This is a genomic window from Komarekiella delphini-convector SJRDD-AB1 (assembly GCF_014831675.1).
Classification (GTDB): Bacteria; Cyanobacteriota; Cyanobacteriia; order Cyanobacteriales; family Nostocaceae; genus Komarekiella.
The window spans coordinates 86435-103485 of record NZ_VJXY01000010.1 but is presented as its reverse complement, the minus strand read 5'-3'; the positions used below and the strand labels follow the sequence as shown (position 1 = coordinate 103485).

Annotated in this window: 15 protein-coding genes; 14 read left to right on the top strand and 1 reads right to left on the bottom strand. The window is 45.5% G+C overall.

All coding sequences use genetic code 11. From position 1 onward, the window contains the following. Window positions 1-180 precede the first annotated feature (180 nt). The 14 genes from FNW02_RS11615 (at window position 181) to FNW02_RS11550 (ending at window position 15730) form a co-directional block, all read left to right on the top strand. Window positions 181-489 carry a CTB family bacteriocin gene (locus tag FNW02_RS11615; RefSeq protein ID WP_191757703.1) on the top strand — a complete coding sequence of 103 codons (309 nt, stop codon included), beginning with the start codon at window positions 181-183 and terminating at the stop codon, window positions 487-489. 152 nt (window positions 490-641) lie between these two features. Next, a complete protein-coding gene (locus tag FNW02_RS11610) occupies window positions 642-869 on the top strand; it encodes a hypothetical protein (protein WP_191757702.1) in 228 nt (75 codons plus the stop codon). A gap of 221 nt (window positions 870-1090) precedes the next feature. Continuing rightward, window positions 1091-2188, top strand: a complete 1098-nt coding sequence (locus FNW02_RS11605; RefSeq protein WP_191757701.1) for a cyclic nucleotide-binding domain-containing protein — start codon at window positions 1091-1093, stop codon at window positions 2186-2188. Window positions 2189-2352: 164 nt separating this feature from the next. Then, on the top strand, window positions 2353-3795 hold the full coding sequence (locus FNW02_RS11600) for an NHLP bacteriocin system secretion protein (protein ID WP_191757700.1): 1443 nt from the start codon (window positions 2353-2355) through the stop codon (window positions 3793-3795). 2 nt (window positions 3796-3797) lie between these two features. Then, window positions 3798-6044, top strand: a complete 2247-nt coding sequence (locus FNW02_RS11595; RefSeq protein WP_191757699.1) for an NHLP family bacteriocin export ABC transporter peptidase/permease/ATPase subunit — start codon at window positions 3798-3800, stop codon at window positions 6042-6044. 212 nt (window positions 6045-6256) lie between these two features. Then, window positions 6257-9184, top strand: coding sequence for an NHLP bacteriocin export ABC transporter permease/ATPase subunit (locus FNW02_RS11590; RefSeq protein WP_191757698.1), 2928 nt, complete (start codon window positions 6257-6259; stop codon window positions 9182-9184). A 348-nt stretch (window positions 9185-9532) separates the two neighbouring features. Next, window positions 9533-9817: a Mo-dependent nitrogenase C-terminal domain-containing protein gene (locus FNW02_RS11585; protein WP_191757697.1), complete on the top strand. Its 285-nt coding sequence runs from the start codon at window positions 9533-9535 to the stop codon at window positions 9815-9817. A 13-nt stretch (window positions 9818-9830) separates the two neighbouring features. Beyond that, window positions 9831-10448, top strand: coding sequence for a DUF3455 domain-containing protein (locus FNW02_RS11580; RefSeq protein WP_191757696.1), 618 nt, complete (start codon window positions 9831-9833; stop codon window positions 10446-10448). A 246-nt stretch (window positions 10449-10694) separates the two neighbouring features. Further along, window positions 10695-11180, top strand: a complete 486-nt coding sequence (locus FNW02_RS11575; protein ID WP_191757695.1) for a GNAT family N-acetyltransferase — start codon at window positions 10695-10697, stop codon at window positions 11178-11180. Between the two features lie 80 nt (window positions 11181-11260). Further along, on the top strand, window positions 11261-12154 hold the full coding sequence (locus tag FNW02_RS11570; protein WP_191757694.1) for a helix-turn-helix domain-containing protein: 894 nt from the start codon (window positions 11261-11263) through the stop codon (window positions 12152-12154). Between the two features lie 139 nt (window positions 12155-12293). Next, entirely contained in the window at window positions 12294-12482 is a 189-nt protein-coding gene (locus FNW02_RS11565; protein WP_191757693.1) for a hypothetical protein, read from the top strand. Window positions 12483-12587: 105 nt separating this feature from the next. Further along, window positions 12588-14543 (top strand): PatA/PatG family cyanobactin maturation protease, encoded by a 1956-nt coding sequence (locus FNW02_RS11560; protein WP_191757692.1) that lies wholly within the window; start codon window positions 12588-12590, stop codon window positions 14541-14543. A 71-nt stretch (window positions 14544-14614) separates the two neighbouring features. Continuing rightward, the gene (locus FNW02_RS11555) at window positions 14615-14899 is read left to right on the top strand and encodes a hypothetical protein (RefSeq protein WP_191757691.1); all 285 of its coding nucleotides are present in this window, start codon (window positions 14615-14617) and stop codon (window positions 14897-14899) included. 477 nt (window positions 14900-15376) lie between these two features. Next, window positions 15377-15730, top strand: coding sequence for a hypothetical protein (locus FNW02_RS11550; RefSeq protein WP_191757690.1), 354 nt, complete (start codon window positions 15377-15379; stop codon window positions 15728-15730). A gap of 278 nt (window positions 15731-16008) precedes the next feature. Here the strand turns inward: FNW02_RS11550 and FNW02_RS11545 are convergent, their stop codons facing one another. Beyond that, window positions 16009-16206, bottom strand: coding sequence for a hypothetical protein (locus tag FNW02_RS11545; RefSeq protein WP_191757689.1), 198 nt, complete (start codon window positions 16204-16206; stop codon window positions 16009-16011). Window positions 16207-17051 lie beyond the last annotated feature (845 nt).

Below are 17051 nucleotides of genomic sequence, written 5' to 3'. Positions count from 1 at the left end.
ATGATGAAACTGATTCAATTGCTGCCAGACGCGACTTCGTTAGTTAATCCTACCACTAGGAATCTAGAGTGACATTGCTCAAAAACACTAGATTCAACTAGCCCCAATGAAAGGGGGTTTCTACCTGACCCCCCCTTTTATTCAAATTACAACTCCAATACATTACACAAAGGAGTTTTTATGTCAAGTGACGAAATGACTCCAAAAGATGACGAGGCGTTTAGCGAGTTGTCTGATCAGGAGTTAGATGAGGTAGCAGGAGGTCTGAATCTAGGTATTTCAATTGCTAAGTTCAGTCAGACGAACTTATCGTTTAGTCAGGTAAGCCAACACGGTTTAGGGTGTGGTTCTACTACGACTTCTTTTGAAATGCAGAATATCGAATCTGCTGCCTTTCAAATCTTAGTTACAGATGCAACTACTGAGGATCTGCAAATTCTCGGTGAGTTGTTTGGGGATGCCTCTGCAATCATCGAAGGTTCTCCATAAATGGAATTTCCCACATCATCTCACATCAATAAAATTGCAGTTGGGTGAGTGCTCAACTGCTTTTTGAAATTGTTTTCGTGTGATTGATAATCGCGCTTTCAAGAAATTAACTAACTTACTAACAAATGAATTGACAATGAGGAAAAATTGCAATGAAAAACGAAAAGCAAAATGAATCACAAGAATTATCAGTTCAAGAACTCGCAAGTATTTCGGGTGGCATTGCCGAAGGTGAGCCTTATCCAAGTGAGTATCCTATAGACGATAAATATAACAATCTGTCTGAAGCGATCGCAAAACACATCAAGGATAAAAACCTTCCTTATTGGAATGATAAGTACAGCGATTCTCAAACCTATACCAGCGAATCATCAAGCTAGTTAATACGCAATGGGGAGATTAAATCAGTAAACAGTAAACAGTAAACAGTAAATAGTAAATAGGTGGGGGATTTAAACCCGCTAGATAGTTTACTGATAACTGTTAATAAATTTACTAATTACGTAGCTTGCTTCTCGCCAAGGTGCGAGTATTACGAATTACGAATTACTATATTGCTCCCCATTTCTCTCCCGTTAGCAGAACACAAGGAAGTTAAATTATGACAGAAGTTCTATTGAAGGAACTGACAAATAGCGATATTGACTGGATCTTGGCAACGGGTCAAAGAGAAGAAGTTACTGCTGGCACGATCCTCATCCGTCAAGGAGCACCTGTTGATGCACTCTACATTCTGCTAGATGGCGCATTGACTGTTTCTGTCGCTCAGGCTGACGATAATCCTATTGGTCGTGCGTTCGCCGCTCTTGAAGGTGGCGAACTTTCAGGAAGAGAGATTGCGAGACTCACAAATGGTGAGGTGGTGGGAGAAGTGCCCTTTTTAGCATCCTACCAATCTTCTACTACGGTCAAGGCAATCAGAAAGTCGCTTGTCTTGATGATTCCTCAGCAGCAGTTAAGCAAAAAAATGCAAGAAGATGTCACATTTGCTGCTCATCTTTATCGCGCGATCGCAGTTTTGCTGGCTCATAGATTAGAGCAAATTGTTAACCAAATTGGACAAAGCACGATTGTTCTTTTTCAGCCGCAAATTCGAGAAATTTTATTTACGTTTGCAGAATTAAACGATAGTGATATCGGTTGGATGATTGCTGCGGGAAATGCTATAAGAATTCCTGCGGGAGCGGTGTTGTTTCATGCTGGCAGACCCGTTGACGCTCTCTATATTTTATTGGATGGGAAGATGGTGGCTTCAAGCGCTGAGGATATGGACAATCCTCTGACGCGTGCCTTTTCAAATTTGGAAGAGACAGATCGTATAGAACGAGAGTTTGCTAAATTATCGCGGGGTGACATAGTTGGTGAAACACCCTTTGTGGAAGCAAGTCCACCTGCAATGACGATTCGGGCGGTTGAGGATGCGATCGTGCTATCGATTCCTCGGTGGCGACTGGCGGCCAAATTGCTGCATGATGTTGGGTTTGCTGCTCGATTCTATCGAGTGTTAGCAATTTTGTTAACAGACAAACAGCAAGCAATAATTAATCGGTTGGGTTACGGCAGAATTACGTATAGCTCAGGTCAATCTTTGGATGAACGCTTGACCTATGAGGATGAACTGAGTTCTGGCTTTTTGGCTCAAGTGACGCTGGCGGGTACGCGATTTGACTGGATGCTCAAACAAATTCGCGGTAGTTGAAGATAGGGCATTGGGAATTGGGCATTTGTCATTTGTCATTGGGCATTGATTATTTATTCACCTTATCCCCAGTCCCCAATCCCCAGCCCCCAGTCCCCAGTCCCCAGTCCCCAACCCTCAGCCGCTATTTTTATGCAAATTTCTATAACTTGAATGGAGTCAGTATGGTTTCGACCAACAAAAATAACTTATTCCGAAAAGAAGCACTTGATCGTTTATCTTCCCCGGAGCGACTCGATCAGCTGATGCAGGTGGTTCAGCCGCAGAAGTGGATTCCGTTGGCCGCGATGGGATCTCTGATTGCTGTTGGACTTGCGTGGAGTGTTTTTGGTCGCATTCCCATTACTATTGCTGGGCAAGGCGTGGTGGTTTATCCTAGCAAGGTTACGGCGTTTCAGTCCCCTAGTTCGGGGCAGGTTCTCATTCTTTATGTTCGTCCGGGCGATCGCGTCAAGAAGGGGCAGGTACTCGCAACAATTGACCAAACTGAACTTCAAGAAAATTTGAAACTGGCGCGGATTAAGCTTGTTCAACTTCAAGAACAAGACCGCGATGCCAATTCTCTGCAACTTCAGCGAACGGTTTTAGATAAAGGTGCGATTCATCAACAACGTCAAGCGCTCCAGCAAACTTTAAAGACAACCCAATCGGTAACGCCAATTCTGCGCGATAAAGGTCTGGAGTCAATTCGCAAAGAGCGTCAGTCTTTACAGGAACAGTTGCAGACGACGCGGGATTTAGTACCCACTTTCAAAGATCGATTTGAACTACGTCAGCAGTTACGCCGAGAGGGAGCTGTTTCGAGTGATACTGTCCTTCAGGCGCAACAAGAATTTCTCAACAGCAAAAGCAGAATCAACGAAATCGAATCGCAACTGAAACAACTTGATGTCAAAGAAGCGGATGCAGAACGACAATTCTTAGCAAATTTAAATGCAACCAAAGAACTGCAAGCTCAGTTAGCAACACTGGATACTAAATTAGCTAGTCAAGCAGAACAAGATTTAGGTATTTCTACTAATCGTAAAAAAGAAATTCAAGAGACAGAGCGAGCGATCGCTCAATTAGAATCACAATTAAAAGGAAAAAACCAGGTTACTAGCAATTTCAACGGACGAGTTTTAGAAGTTTCTGCTGTTCCTGGACAAACGCTGGCAGAAGGTGCTCGCATCGGTACAATCGAAGCTCAAGACTCTGCGAATAAGTTAGTCGCTGTAGCATTCTTCCCGGTGAGCGAAGGTAAAAAGATTCAAAAAGGCATGGAGTTGCAAGTCACTCCTTCTACCGTTAAAAGAGAACGGTTTGGGGGCATTGTAGCGAAGGTAACAAATGTCTCTGCATTCCCGGTAACACAAGAGGGTGCATCGAGCGTTGTGGGTGGTCTGGAAGTTTTGCAAGGATTAACCACAGAAGGGCCACAAATTCAAGTTTTTGCTGAACTCCAGCCAGACCCTTCGACTAAAAGCCGTTTTAAGTGGTCGTCGTCTAAGGGGCCAGAAACCGAAGTTACCTCTGGAACCACTACCTCAGTGCGCGTCAAAGTCGATGAACAATCTCCGATTTCCTTTGTGTTTCCAATTTTGCGATCGTGGAGTGGAATGTACTAATTATGCGGCGAATTCAATCCCAAATTGGGCGTACATTTAGACAAATTCGGCGGGTCATCAGCCGTCCTGATCGCCGCCGTCGGACTCCCACCGTCTTACAAATGGAGGCAGTGGAATGTGGTGCAGCAGCACTGGGTATTGTTTTAGGGTATTATGATCGCATTGTGCCCCTGGCAGAACTCCGCCAAGCTTGTGGTGTTTCACGAGATGGAAGTAAAGCCTCAAATATTATCAACGCTGCTCGCAGATATGGGTTGCAGGCCAAAGGTTTTAAGGTCGATTTGGATGGGTTACATAAACTGGAATGTCCTTATATTGTCTTTTGGAATTTTAACCATTTCCTAGTAGTCGAGGGATTTGCCAAAGACAAGGTTTATCTTAACGATCCTGCTACCGGGCCCCGGACGATTTCGCCAGCAGAATTCGATCAGTCCTTTACTGGGGTGGTGCTAGTTGTTGAACCGAGTGCAGAATTCCAGCCAGGAGGACGTAAACCGAGCCTGACAGTAGCGTTATGGGATCGATTGCAGAGTTCGCTTGGGGCACTTGTTTATTGTGTAATCGCCGGATTGCTTTTAGTAATTCCTGGATTAGCCATCCCTGCATTCTCCCAAGCATTTGTTGATAATGTCTTGATTGAAGGCAGAAATGATTGGTTACGTCCTTTAATTCTCGGCATGATTCTCGTAGCAATATTGAATGGTTTTCTAACGTTGCTTCAACTTCAATTTCTGCGTCGCATGAAAATTAAGTTGGCAGTGGGGATGTCCAGTCGATTTTTGTGGCATATTCTGCGACTGCCAGTCAGTTTTTATGATCAGCGATTTGCGGGAGAAATCAGCAGCCGTGTCCGTCTCAACGACAGCTTAGCAAATCTGCTTTCAGGAAGATTAGCAACCACGGTTATCTCAGCCGTTACCGTTGTCTTTTATGCCGCAGTAATGCTGCAATATGATGTCGTTCTCACCTTAATCGGCATTGGCTTTGTTGTGGTGAATGTCAGCGTGTGGCGATGGGTTTCGCGGCAGCGCGTCGATGCGAATCTGCGATTAATGCAAGAACAGGGCAAAGTCAGCGGGGTAGCAATTTCTGGGCTGCAAAGTATGGAAACGCTCAAAGCATCCGGGTTAGAATCAGAATTCTTTTCTCGCTGGGCAGGCTATTACGCCAAAGCGATTAATGCCCGTCAGGAAATGGATACGACTAATCAAACTCTGGGCGTATTGCCGTCATTTCTAACCTCGATTACATCCATGCTTTTATTGGCGGTAGGAGGGTTACGGGTGATGGATGGCGCACTTAGTATTGGGATGCTGATTGCCTTTCAAGCCTTGATGCAAAGGTTTCTAGAGCCTGTGAATAATCTGGTAGGTCTAGCGGGTGAACTCCAGGAAATGGAAGGTAATCTGAGCCGACTGGATGACGTGTTACGCAATGCGATCGATCCTGCTGTGGAACGAGAAAGAAGTATGCCACCAACTCATACCCTTCCTGCTGCGAATGTGCGGCTTCAGGGCTATGTTGAACTCCGCAATATCACCTTTGGCTATAATCGCTCTGCACCTCCCTTAATTGAAAATCTCAATCTTTCACTTAAACCCGGTCAACGAGTTGCTCTGGTGGGTGGCAGTGGTTCTGGCAAATCAACCGTAGCCAAGCTGGTGTGTGGATTATACGAACCGTGGGCAGGGGAGATTTTATTTGATGGTCAACCCAGAGCAGATATTCCGCGACCAATTATCACCAATTCAGTTGCGCTAGTTGAGCAAGATATCTCGCTATTTGCAGGAAGTGTGCGCGACAATCTCACCCTTTGGGATTCGACTGTTCCCTTTAGTAACTTGGTTCGCGCTTGCAAAGATGCCGCCATTCAAGATGTCGTGCTTTCGATGCCCGGAGGCTACAACGCTGACCTTGCAGAAGGAGCAACTAATATGAGTGGTGGGCAGCGACAGCGATTAGAAATTGCCCGGACTCTAGTGAACAATCCGGCGATTTTGGTAATGGATGAAGCCACTAGTGCCCTCGATGCTGAGGCAGAAAAGATCATCGATCAAAAACTCCGGGAGCGCGGCTGCACTTGTGTAATTGTGGCGCATCGGTTGAGCACCATTCGGGATTGTGACGAAATTATTGTTTTTGAGCGCGGCAAGGTGGTGCAACGGGGTACGCATGAGGAGTTACAGCAGATGGAAGGTAAGTATTTGCAATTAATTCGCAGTGAAGGGGAAGCACTTCAGGAGGCATAATACTAATTCGTAATTCGTAATTCGTAATTAAGAAAGTTAGGTTTTATCTAGGTTTGCGGATTTGAAGGCGAAATAAAAAAGTACGATAACTCAATCTTTCTCTCTGCGACTCTGTCTTGAAAAGTTTCCTAGGTCGGGCTAACCCTCCTTCAGAACTTTTCGCTGCGTCTGTGCGTGAAATTTTTCATATTTTTATAGAGCAGGAATAGATTATGTTAGATCAAATTCGGATTGTCAGCCTGCCGGGTGAGTACTATAAATTCAAAGGCAATGAGCCAATTATTCTCAATGACCCGGAGACGATTTGGGTGGTGAAATCGGGTTCTTTGGCGCTGTTTGCGATTCCTATGAAGGAGGGGATTGCTGAAGGTACTCGCCGCTATTTATTTACTACCAGAACGAGACAGGCTATGTTTGGCATCGCTGGCGATTCTGAGCCGATGCCTTATCAACTGCTGGCGGTGTCGATTGAAGAAACTGAACTTCTCAAAGTCTCGGTTAAAGATTTTCGTGAATTTATTGCGGATGGTAGTGGCGAAGCACTGACTTTAGTTGAGGGATGGATTGAGCAACTGGGATTGGCGTTGTCTTCGATTATTCCACCTGTGCTACCGTTTCTAGAGGAAGGGGTTCGCTATTTCTCGCTCACCAATGGTCAGGTTTTCCAACCGCAGAGAGAGCTGGTATCTTGGGTGGAAATTCAGCAAGGGTATGCAACCTGGATGGGGTTTGAGGAACTGTTGCTGATGCCGCAATCAGGATTGCTGCCGTTGAGTGCAGATATGTGGTTTCAAGCCGAGGATGCAATCGAGTTGGAAACTCTGAGTACGGCTGAGATCGATAATCCTGATACTTTGCTCACGGGGATCTTCCGACTTCATGTCTACTTTCTTCAAAGCCTGAATCTTCTGGAACAGCAAGAAAAAGAGGCAGAATCACACCGCTTTCAAGAACGGCAACAGCTCAATCATCAAGTGATGGAGGAGACGCTGGGTGAGTTATCTTCGTTGCTGCAATCTCGGCAAATTGCCACTTCTGCTCAAGTTGGAGCTAATGACCCTGACCAAGCTTTACTCGTGGCTGCGGGGGCAGTTGGGCGGACTTTGGGCATAACGATTCGACCGCCAGCGAAGTCTGAAGACCTGAAACGAGTTCAAGATCCTCTACAAGCGATCGCCCGTGCTTCTCGTTTACGAACTCGAACGATCGCTTTGCAAGGTCAGTGGTGGAAGAAGGATTGCGGTGCGATGCTCGCTTACACGATGGAGGATAACCATCCTGTGGCGCTGTTGCCTGTATCTGATACGCGTTATGAGATTTTTGATCCAATTGAGCGATCGCGCACTCTGGTTAATACTAAAAGTGCTACTAAACTCGCGCTGACTGGGTACACTTTCTATCGCCCGTTGCCAGATAAAGTCCTCACTACGTTCGATCTGCTGAAATTTGCCCTGCAAGGACACTACAAAGAATTAATGATTGTCCTAATTGCGGGTGTGGCAACAACTTTATTAGGGATGATCACCCCGCAAGCTACCGCCGTGTTGATTGACAGTGCGATTCCTGATGCTAATCGCGGTTTATTGGTGCAAATTGCCTTGGCGCTGCTAGCAACTGCATTTGGCAGCACTTTGTTTCAACTTGCTCAAGGTTTCGCTATCATGCGCGTAGAAACCTTTGCCGATGCTTCGACCCAAGCAGCAGTCTGGGATCGACTGTTGAATCTCAAAGCATCGTTCTTCCGTCAGTACTCAATTGGAGACTTGAACTCACGCGTTAGCGCTATCAGTCAAATCCGCCAAAAGCTCAGTAGCACGGTTCTCAGAAGTATTTTTACCAGCTTGTTCGCCCTGCTTAACTTAGGACTGCTTTTTTACTACAACGGTTCGCTAGCGTTAATTGCTACTTTTGTCGCATTTATAAACATTACTATTACTCTTGTTTCGGGAATTTCCACTCTGCGTAAAGTTCGTCCTTTACTAGAGTTACAGGGACAACTCTTTGGGGTGATGGTGCAGTTAATCAACGGCGTTACCAAACTCCGAGTAGCTGGAGCTGAAGCCCGCGCCTTTGCTTTTTGGGGAAAACAGTATAGCCAGCAAATCAAATGGATGTTGAGTACCCAAGGTATTGAAGATTTTCTAGCTGTAGTTAATAAAATCTTACCTGTATTAACCACAGCGACACTCTTCTGGTTTGCAGCAAGTTTACTTGAGCAAGCCCCTTCACAAGATGGCGGTTTATCTACAGGTGTATTTTTAGCTTTTAATGCGGCATTTGGGACGTTTATCAGTGGAGCCACCAGCCTCAGCAGCACGATTATCGATGTCCTGAAAGTTGTGCCGTTGTGGGAACGAGCGCAGCCTATTCTTGAAGCCAAGCCGGAAGTAGACTCTGAAAAAGCTGATCCAGGTCGGCTTTCCGGTCGCGTAGTTGTCGATCATGTGATTTTCCGCTATCGAGATGACGGGCCACTAACGTTGGATGATGTCAGCATTCACGCTGAACCTGGCGAGTTTATCGCTTTTGTGGGAGCTTCTGGCAGTGGAAAATCAACGCTGTTCCGGTTATTACTAGGGTTTGATGTTCCCGAATCTGGCACGATCTACTACGATGGACAAGATTTAGCGGGGCTGGATGTTCATGCGGTGCGGCGGCAATTAGGAGTTGTGATGCAAAATAGCCGCTTGACATCTGCGTCCATCTTCGAGAATATCGCCAGTGGGGCGATGATTACGATGGATGAAGCTTGGGAAGCGGCGCGGATGGCTGGCTTTGCCGAGGATGTCGAATCAATGCCGATGGGAATGCACACGGTGATTAGTGAGGGGGGAACCAATATTTCTGGCGGACAACGGCAACGGTTATTGATTGCCCGATCGCTAGTATTAAAACCCAAAATCTTGTTATTTGATGAAGCCACCAGTGCTTTAGATAATCGCACCCAAGCGATCGTTAGTCAAAGCTTGGAGCGTTTGAAGGTAACACGGATTGCGATCGCTCATCGTCTAAGTACGATTCGTAACGCTGATCGCATCTATGTATTTCAAAACGGTCGTGTGGTACAAGAAGGCAATTTTAATCAACTTGCCAATCAAGCGGGATTGTTTGCCCAACTTATGGCACGGCAAAAGCTTTAAATTTGAGCGAATGTTAGCAACGCATGGGAAACGGATGAAACAAATCACAGAATTAAACCGTGCTGTTCATTCGTTTCATTTCCTTTCAAGCTTATAGCATTTCCTAATCTGCTGAGGTACTAATTCATCTGTGTTTAACCGTGTTCGTCTGTGGTTAATTACTTCTTTCTATACCTCACTGAAGCGAGAAACGTTATATATGACAAAAGTCATAGTAAAACATAGTTTTAGAATAACGAAAGTTGTAGATAAGTTCCCTATTTAGTTGAAGCCAAACCATGACCTTATTCAGAAGTTTATCCTAGATAAAATCTCTACAATAAAACTATTATAGTTGAGGATAGATTGATGAATTCACTACTTTTGTCTCAGAAAACTGATTTATTATTACCCATCAAACAATGGCTTGAATCAAGAGAAATTAGCCAGCCAAACGTAGCTCGATTACTGTGTAGAATAATTCCTGCTAGTTGTCCATTTGAGCAAGAAATTAAGCTCTTTAATCGCACGATCGCTTACATTCCACCACTCTGTAAACTGAATCCTTTTTATGACCAAATCGTTGCAATTCGCTTCAAGTCTCTCTGTTACTTAGCTAACGAGTGTAATGAGGATATTACACTTTACTGTTAAAGGATAAATCATTATGTCGGTTACTTTTTCCGAAATTATTAAGCTCAATTTTAGCCTCGTTTTTTCTTTGCTGGCGTTGAGTACGTCTAATGTTAGTGAAGAGACTGCGATCGCCCAATATACCCAAAATGCAAATTCATCTCTTATACCGAATAGTCTCAAAGTCCCAAGCGGTCAGCAACTTCTTTTAAAATCATCTGCCAAGGGTACACAAATCTATGTCTGCAAAGCGAAATCAGCAGAATATCCTGTTGAGTATGAGTGGACGCTTAAGGCTCCCGATGCCGTTTTGCTGAATGAGCAAGGGCAAGATTTGGGCAAGCATTATACAGGCCCGACGTGGGAAGCGAAAGATGGTAGCAAAGTTGTAGCAAAGGTGAAATCTAAGGCAAATGCACCACAAGCCAGTGCAATTCCTTGGCTCTTGTTAGAAGCGCGCTCGCATGAGGAAAATGGTATCTTCCACCGAGTCAATTGGATTCAACGGATCAATACTGTTGGTGGGAAACCTCCTATACAAGGGTGTGATCAGTCCTCTCAAAACCGCGATATCCGCGTCAACTATACGGCTGATTACTTATTTTATGGAGGCGAAACCACTAGCAGTTTGTTTCAGAACAAACATTACTGATGATCTAATAGAGTAGAAACTTAGTTTAGCTGAAGTTTCTCTATTGGTGTTCAGGATTAAGTTAGTGTGAGATTGCCGATGAGGCAATGTTTTAAGGTTGGTAGTAGGATGATCGCAGATCGCTTAAAAGTACCCTTGTGGGTAATAGCAAAACTAAGGCACGTTTTGCATACTAGAGTCTGCTGCTGAACGAGACAACCGCTGACTGGATCTCGAAGAAATGGACTGTAGGGGATGTTTGCACAGATGTCTTACCATGTTCGCAATACTACTCAAGATGACATTCCAGACCTGGAAAAATTGCTAGTAGCCTTTATGCAAGAAACGTTTCAGCGAACATGGGGAGGAACAACCCAAAAACTTGCACAAGACGGTTTTGGTGCTGAATTTGAAATGGTGGTTGCAGAAGCTAAAAATCAACAGTTAACCGCGTTTGCAGCCTGGGCATCATCCTATGATCTGCACTACTGCCTGAAAGGTGGTGAGGTGATTGACTTGTTTGTTGATCCTGCCTATCAGGGGTGGGGTGTAGCAACAAAGCTAATTTTTGCGATCGCCACTCAAATTCAGCAGCAGGGCGGCTTGTACATTAAAGGACAGGCATCGAGAACCCAAGCGTTCAACGTCTCTATCAGCGGTGTGCGCGATGTTTTCCGGGAGCCGATTGTTATGTGTCTGGACGCGCTTTTCGGCGACTGGCAGAGCTATCAGGTCAAAGTCTGCGCGACGTAGTGAGAAACCTACCGGAATCGGCATGGAACTACGAGCCTTAGACAGAGCGCCTCTTGATGAATAAAGACGGAGTGTGAGCGATGTCAGCACTAGAACCAATAGAATTTGATTCAAATCATCCGAATTGTTTACCGGATATCTTTGAGCCAGCACCCATTCTCGCAAGCCACAGCGCCGGATGGAGCAACATCACCTTGGAAGCTCATCATCTACCACCGGGAGAAACTCCCGAATACTGTCTCGATCACTACGTTGTCAGCATAAATATGGGGCAAAGACTTCAGATACAGCATGTTGTAGAAGGGAAATCCCATAAAGCAACCTACTTGCACGGTACGGTTGTGATTTGTCCAATCCACAGTCCTCACTTTTTCTGCTGGAACCAAGAGCTTCAAACGCTCTCTCTGAACCTGAAGCCAGAGTTATTGAGCCGAAACGCGATCGAGCTACTGGAAACGGATCGCGTAGAATTAATCTCTCACTTTGCCATTCAAGATAAACTAATTCACCAAATTGGATTGGCGCTTCAGGAAGAATTGCGATCGCAATTCTGCGGCGGTCGTTTGTATGCCGAGACGATGGCAAATGCGCTTGCGGTTCATTTGCTGCGGCATTATGCCACCCAGCAATTCAGCACCCCAGTTTACACAGGCGGACTTCCTCAGCATCGATTGCAGCTTGTGACAGATTATGTCAACGATTATTTGGAGCGTGAGTTAAGTTTGAATGAACTGGCGGCGATCGCCCACTTGAGCCAGTATCATTTCTCTCGCGCCTTCAAACAGGCTACGGGGCTGAGTCCCCATCAGTATTTAATTCAACAACGAGTAGAACGGGCAAAGCAATTGTTGAAGCAAAGTGAAATGACCATTGCAGAAGTGGCGATCGCCTGTGGTTTTACTCACCAAAGTCATCTGCATCGTCACTTTAAACGCTTGACAGGCGTGACCCCTAAAACCTGGCTTAACTCATAGCAAAACTGTGCAAAAAAAGCAAGATAATGCAAGACATCCAAGGGGAGAATTTGCCAGTGTTAAGTCAGACTGAAAACTAAGGGTACTTAAAAGCACGCAACCTAACACTAATAATTGAAACAAGATGGAGGATTTGAAGATGCAAATTCGAGAACTTGAACTTTGGCAAGAATTAGACAACAAACAAGCCGAAAAGATTTCCGGCGGTAGCGAAGGTTGCCTAGCTTGGAGCATTGGATTTTCTGATGTTGTGCGTCCAACCAGTTCACAGGCTCCAGGCACGATCTTGCCAGCGAACGGAAAGATTAGAGGAACCTTACTGTTCTGAGCGATACTCATAACCAGTATTGAGCAGTATTAAATGCGGCTCTCTAATTTAGCTGTTTTTTTAAGTAATTTGCGATTTTGTCAGCTCATTTTGAGGTCATTCCCAATGTCCCCTCCTGTTTTCGCTACAAAGATTTCAATGGCTGGACACCAAGAACTCTGGGTAGAAACATTCGGAGAGCCTCAGATTTGTATCGCTGTTTTAGATGGTTGGGTGGATCAATCCCACCCAAGCCTTGTGAGTGCAAAGCTTACTCCACTAGAGCCGCTAACCCCAAATATTTCTGCTCAAGGTTCGGCAGCCCAACACGGTACTCACGTTACGAGCATTATCTTTGGACAACATCATGGGTCAGTTCAAGGAATAGCGCCTCAATGTCGGGGTTTATTGATTCCTATCTTTACCGATGGCAAGGGAGATGCGATTGCGCCTTGTTCTCAACTGGATCTCGCCAGAGCAATCCTTTTAGCCGCCAATCATGGTGCTCATATTATCAACATCAGTGGCGGACAACTGACCCCCAGTGGAGAAGCCGATCCGCTCTTAACTAACGCTGTTCGTCATTGTACAAACCAGAACATCCTGATTGTGGCGGCGGCTGGTAATGATGGCTGCAACTGCTTACATATTCCTGGTGCGCTGCCCTCTGTTTTGGCGGTGGGTGCCATGAACACTGAAGGATTGCCATTGGATTTCAGCAATTGGGGTGAACAGTACCGTACACAAGGGATTCTGGCACTGGGTGAAAACATCCCCGGAGCCGCTCCTGGAGGAGGCATTACAACTAGTAGTGGAACAAGTTACGCCACGGCGGTTGTCTCTGGCGTTGCGGCTTTGCTGCTGAGTCTTCAAGTTAAACGGGGTCAAGCTCCCAATCCTCAAGCGGTTCGAGATGCCATTCTACGGAGTGCGATCGCCTGTGATGACCAACCTGCCCCTGATTGTCGCCGTCTTTTAGCGGGTCGTCTCAATGTCAAAGGAGCCATGTCGCTCATTCTTCAACCAGGAGAAACCATGAATGAAAATATAGAATTAGCAACGGTTCAATCCGCACCGATTGGGGAAACAAATCTGCCGCCACCGCCACAACGACAAAACCCTGCTGTTCAAGCAGCAGCCTACAGTGCCCCAACTTCTGAAGTCGCTTCTCAGGTGGTGCAACCTTTACTTTCATCACCTCAATTGAAAGAACAGGTAAACTCTGGTGGAATACAACCTGCAGCTTGTAGTTGTGGTGGTGGCAACGGCACACCTGTACAGTTAGTCTATGCCCTAGGACAATTGGGGTTTGATTTCGGCACAGAAACCCGCCGAGATTCTATTCAACAGCACATGGGTGCAGGGGCAAATCCTCAAGATCACCGACAACTGTTGGCGTATCTCGACAGAAATCTTTGGGATACGGGAGCGATTATTTGGACGCTGAACTTGGACGCGACACCCATTTATGCAATACAACCTCAAGGAGCTTATGCTGAACAGGCTTATGAACGGTTGCGTCAGTTTCTCACAGAGCAATTGACAGAAGGTGTTGAACGGATTTCGATTCCGGGTGTGGTCGTAGGAAAAGTCATGCTAATGTCGGGTCAGGTAGTGCCTGTGATTCTGCCCACGCTTCGATGTATGTATAGCTGGACAACAGCAGCATTAATCGAAGCTGTTTGTGGAACTCCCCCAGCTGAGTCTGCATCAGAGCAAGACCGAGGTGTGTATGGGCAGCGATCGCAATCCGTCATCAACTTCTTGGAGCGGGTTTACTACGAGCTTCGCAATCTCGGCATGACTCCTCAAGAGCGAGCGATTAATTATGCGGCAACCAATGCCTTCAACGTCGAACGCATCTTCGAGTCCGCTATTCAGGAAGAAATGGATCTCGACACCATTGAAGTGGAACGTAGTCCGTTGTGTCGCTCTGGTTCTGAGTGCTGGGATGTCAAGCTGACATTTTTTAATCCCAGACGAGTGTTTGAACAAGCTCGAAAAGTATATCGATTTACTGTTGATGTCAGTGATGTTTGTCCGGTAAGTGTGGGGAGAGTGCGATCGTGGTTTGTGAGATAAAAGAGTTTATTTGAAGAGTAACGATTATGCGATGACTAAAAACAAATTTTTGATTTTTAGGAGGATAAAAAATGAAGCTTCCCTATCAATGTTCAGGTAAAATTCGTAGCAGTCTAACCAACCTCAATACCAATCAAAGAGTGAAAACAGGTTTAGGCTCCAGCCGATTCTCTCCCGAATTTCCGTTAGCAATTCCGCCCTACCGTCCATCAGCAGCTTTCGAGGTGACATGCAATCACTCACTGCCAGGAACCGTTTGTCATGACTTCTACTATTTCACTTGGTGGTGTACTTATAGCGCTAAAGGAGGCTTATCGAACAATCCTGATGGCAGTGTGACGTGTTCTATACCTTAAAAGGTGTTGTCAAATTAAGATGGCATAAAAAGCTAAGCAGTTGAGGCAAGCTAATTCATTGAGCCTATGGTTTTAGGAGGATATTAAAAGATGAGACTCCCTAATCAATCTCCAGGTTTGTCGAAGTCTATGTTAAGCATGACATCAAACAAATCTACAGGTATTACCCCTCTGCAAGTTATTCAATTCTTACCGTCTGCTGCATTACCTGAGTCTTTTTGGCTTTGCTACTGGTCTTGCCTATTTACTAGCGGTAACCGTATTCATTGCTTCACAGGGTGTTTGCCTATACAGTGGTTCTCTTTTCGCCCGTAATATTCAGCTTTCAGTAGCTCTGGACAGGACTAAGGATATTTATTAGGTGAGTGTGGGGAGAGTGCAAATCACGATTGCACTGTGAGAAATTTCCATAGTTTCATGGTAGTGGCGCAACCACAATAAATTGAGGAAATTTAATGCTTAAGGGAGAGAAAAACAATGAGAATTCCAAACCAGTCAGTGAATACTATCTGTGATGCTTCCATCAGCTCAAAAACTTCAATGGCTGCTTATGGTAGGGAAATTTCCCCTGCTCAAGGTAGGCAAACTATTACCACTCTTAGACAACTTACTACTCTAAATCCATTGCCTAGCAACCCTCTAGGGGGAGTGAATGATTTTGCTATCGAGGAGCGTGGCAACAAGATATTGTGCTGCGCTAGTGTCAACCCAGAAACTGGTACTGGAACAGGCTGTGCTTTCTTAGCACCTGGAAAGACATGTTATGGAGATATGATCGCTTGTACTTGTGAAGTACTCAATTCAGATGGGAGTGGGAGATGCTGCGATTAATTTAGAGTTGTAGCTGAATGTTAGGGTGACCTCGCAAGCCTTATCTGGACTCGCTGCTACTACAAAATCTGGTACAAGTGACAAATCTTTGTGAGCTGCTTCGCAGATTTCATGCCGTTAGGTGTGAGTGGCGTAGTCGGACATTAATGATCTCGTACCTGAACCAATTCGTTTTAGGAGGATGAAGAGATGAGACTTCCGCAAAATTCACAAGGCATCCAACGTAGTGTACTTGGAAATCCGAGTAATCGAGAGATACATCCGTCTCAGTATGTGTCTTATATTCCCCGTTCTGCCTTTTTTCCTGGGGTAGATGGGACTCTTCTATGGATTGTTGCCAACTGTACGTTTTTCGGTTCAATGATCTGTTGTCCCATGAGGGATTCTTCTGTACGTTGTTTCCCTAGAAGTTGACATTTGCTCTGTAACAGTTGGGGATATGGTTCTGTGTGGTAGCGACTGCGGGTTATCTCCACAACAGCAGGGTGGGCACTACCTCTAAATTTGGCACTCTACAGTGAGTTGATATTCGTTCACAAATATTTGCAGTTGTTTTCACAGTAGCCGCAACTCAAAAACCTTAATTTTAGAAAGAGGACATAATGAGACTTCCAGTTCAGTGCAGTTATGTTACCCACAGCACAAGCAAAATGCCTTCCCATGCTGGTATTTCTGCATCTAGAGTGTGCCATGTAGGTACAGATTGTTGCTCAGTTACTTATTGCCCGGCAGGCTTTAGCTGTCACCAGACCACAGCATATATTGGTGGATTTCTCTTTGCTCTCTCGTTTTGCATAGCTAATAGATTTAGGCTAGGTACTTGAGTAACTGTTGTTTAACCCTCACACCAAGTTCTTGGTGCATAAAGCGGCAAAACCTTGGACTCCAGATAGTTCAGTTAAAATGTGCGATCGCCTTAACAAGAGTAGAACTTACGCACTGAATCCTGAAACCTAGATCCCCCCTAGCCCACGCCAGTCGCTCATGGGGAGCCACCCCCTTGCGGAGGTTCCCGACGCTCAATGACTCGCTCTAAGCGTTGGCGCAGCCTCAAAGTAGCGAAGCCTCTGTCTACGACACGCTACGCGAACGAACAGAAGGCTTTACGCTGCGCTATCCGTTGTGGGGAGTGGCGTGGAAACCCCCTTGGCGCTAGCCTCTCCCTTTGGGAGAAGACCGCGCTGGCTCCCCTTAAAAAGGAGGGAACTTCTAAAGCTCCCTTTTTAAGGGGGTTGGGGGATCTGAGTGCGTAAGTCCTGAAGAGTATAAATATTGAGGATGTAATTGGGTTAACACAATAGCTTGGTTGTGGATTGCGATA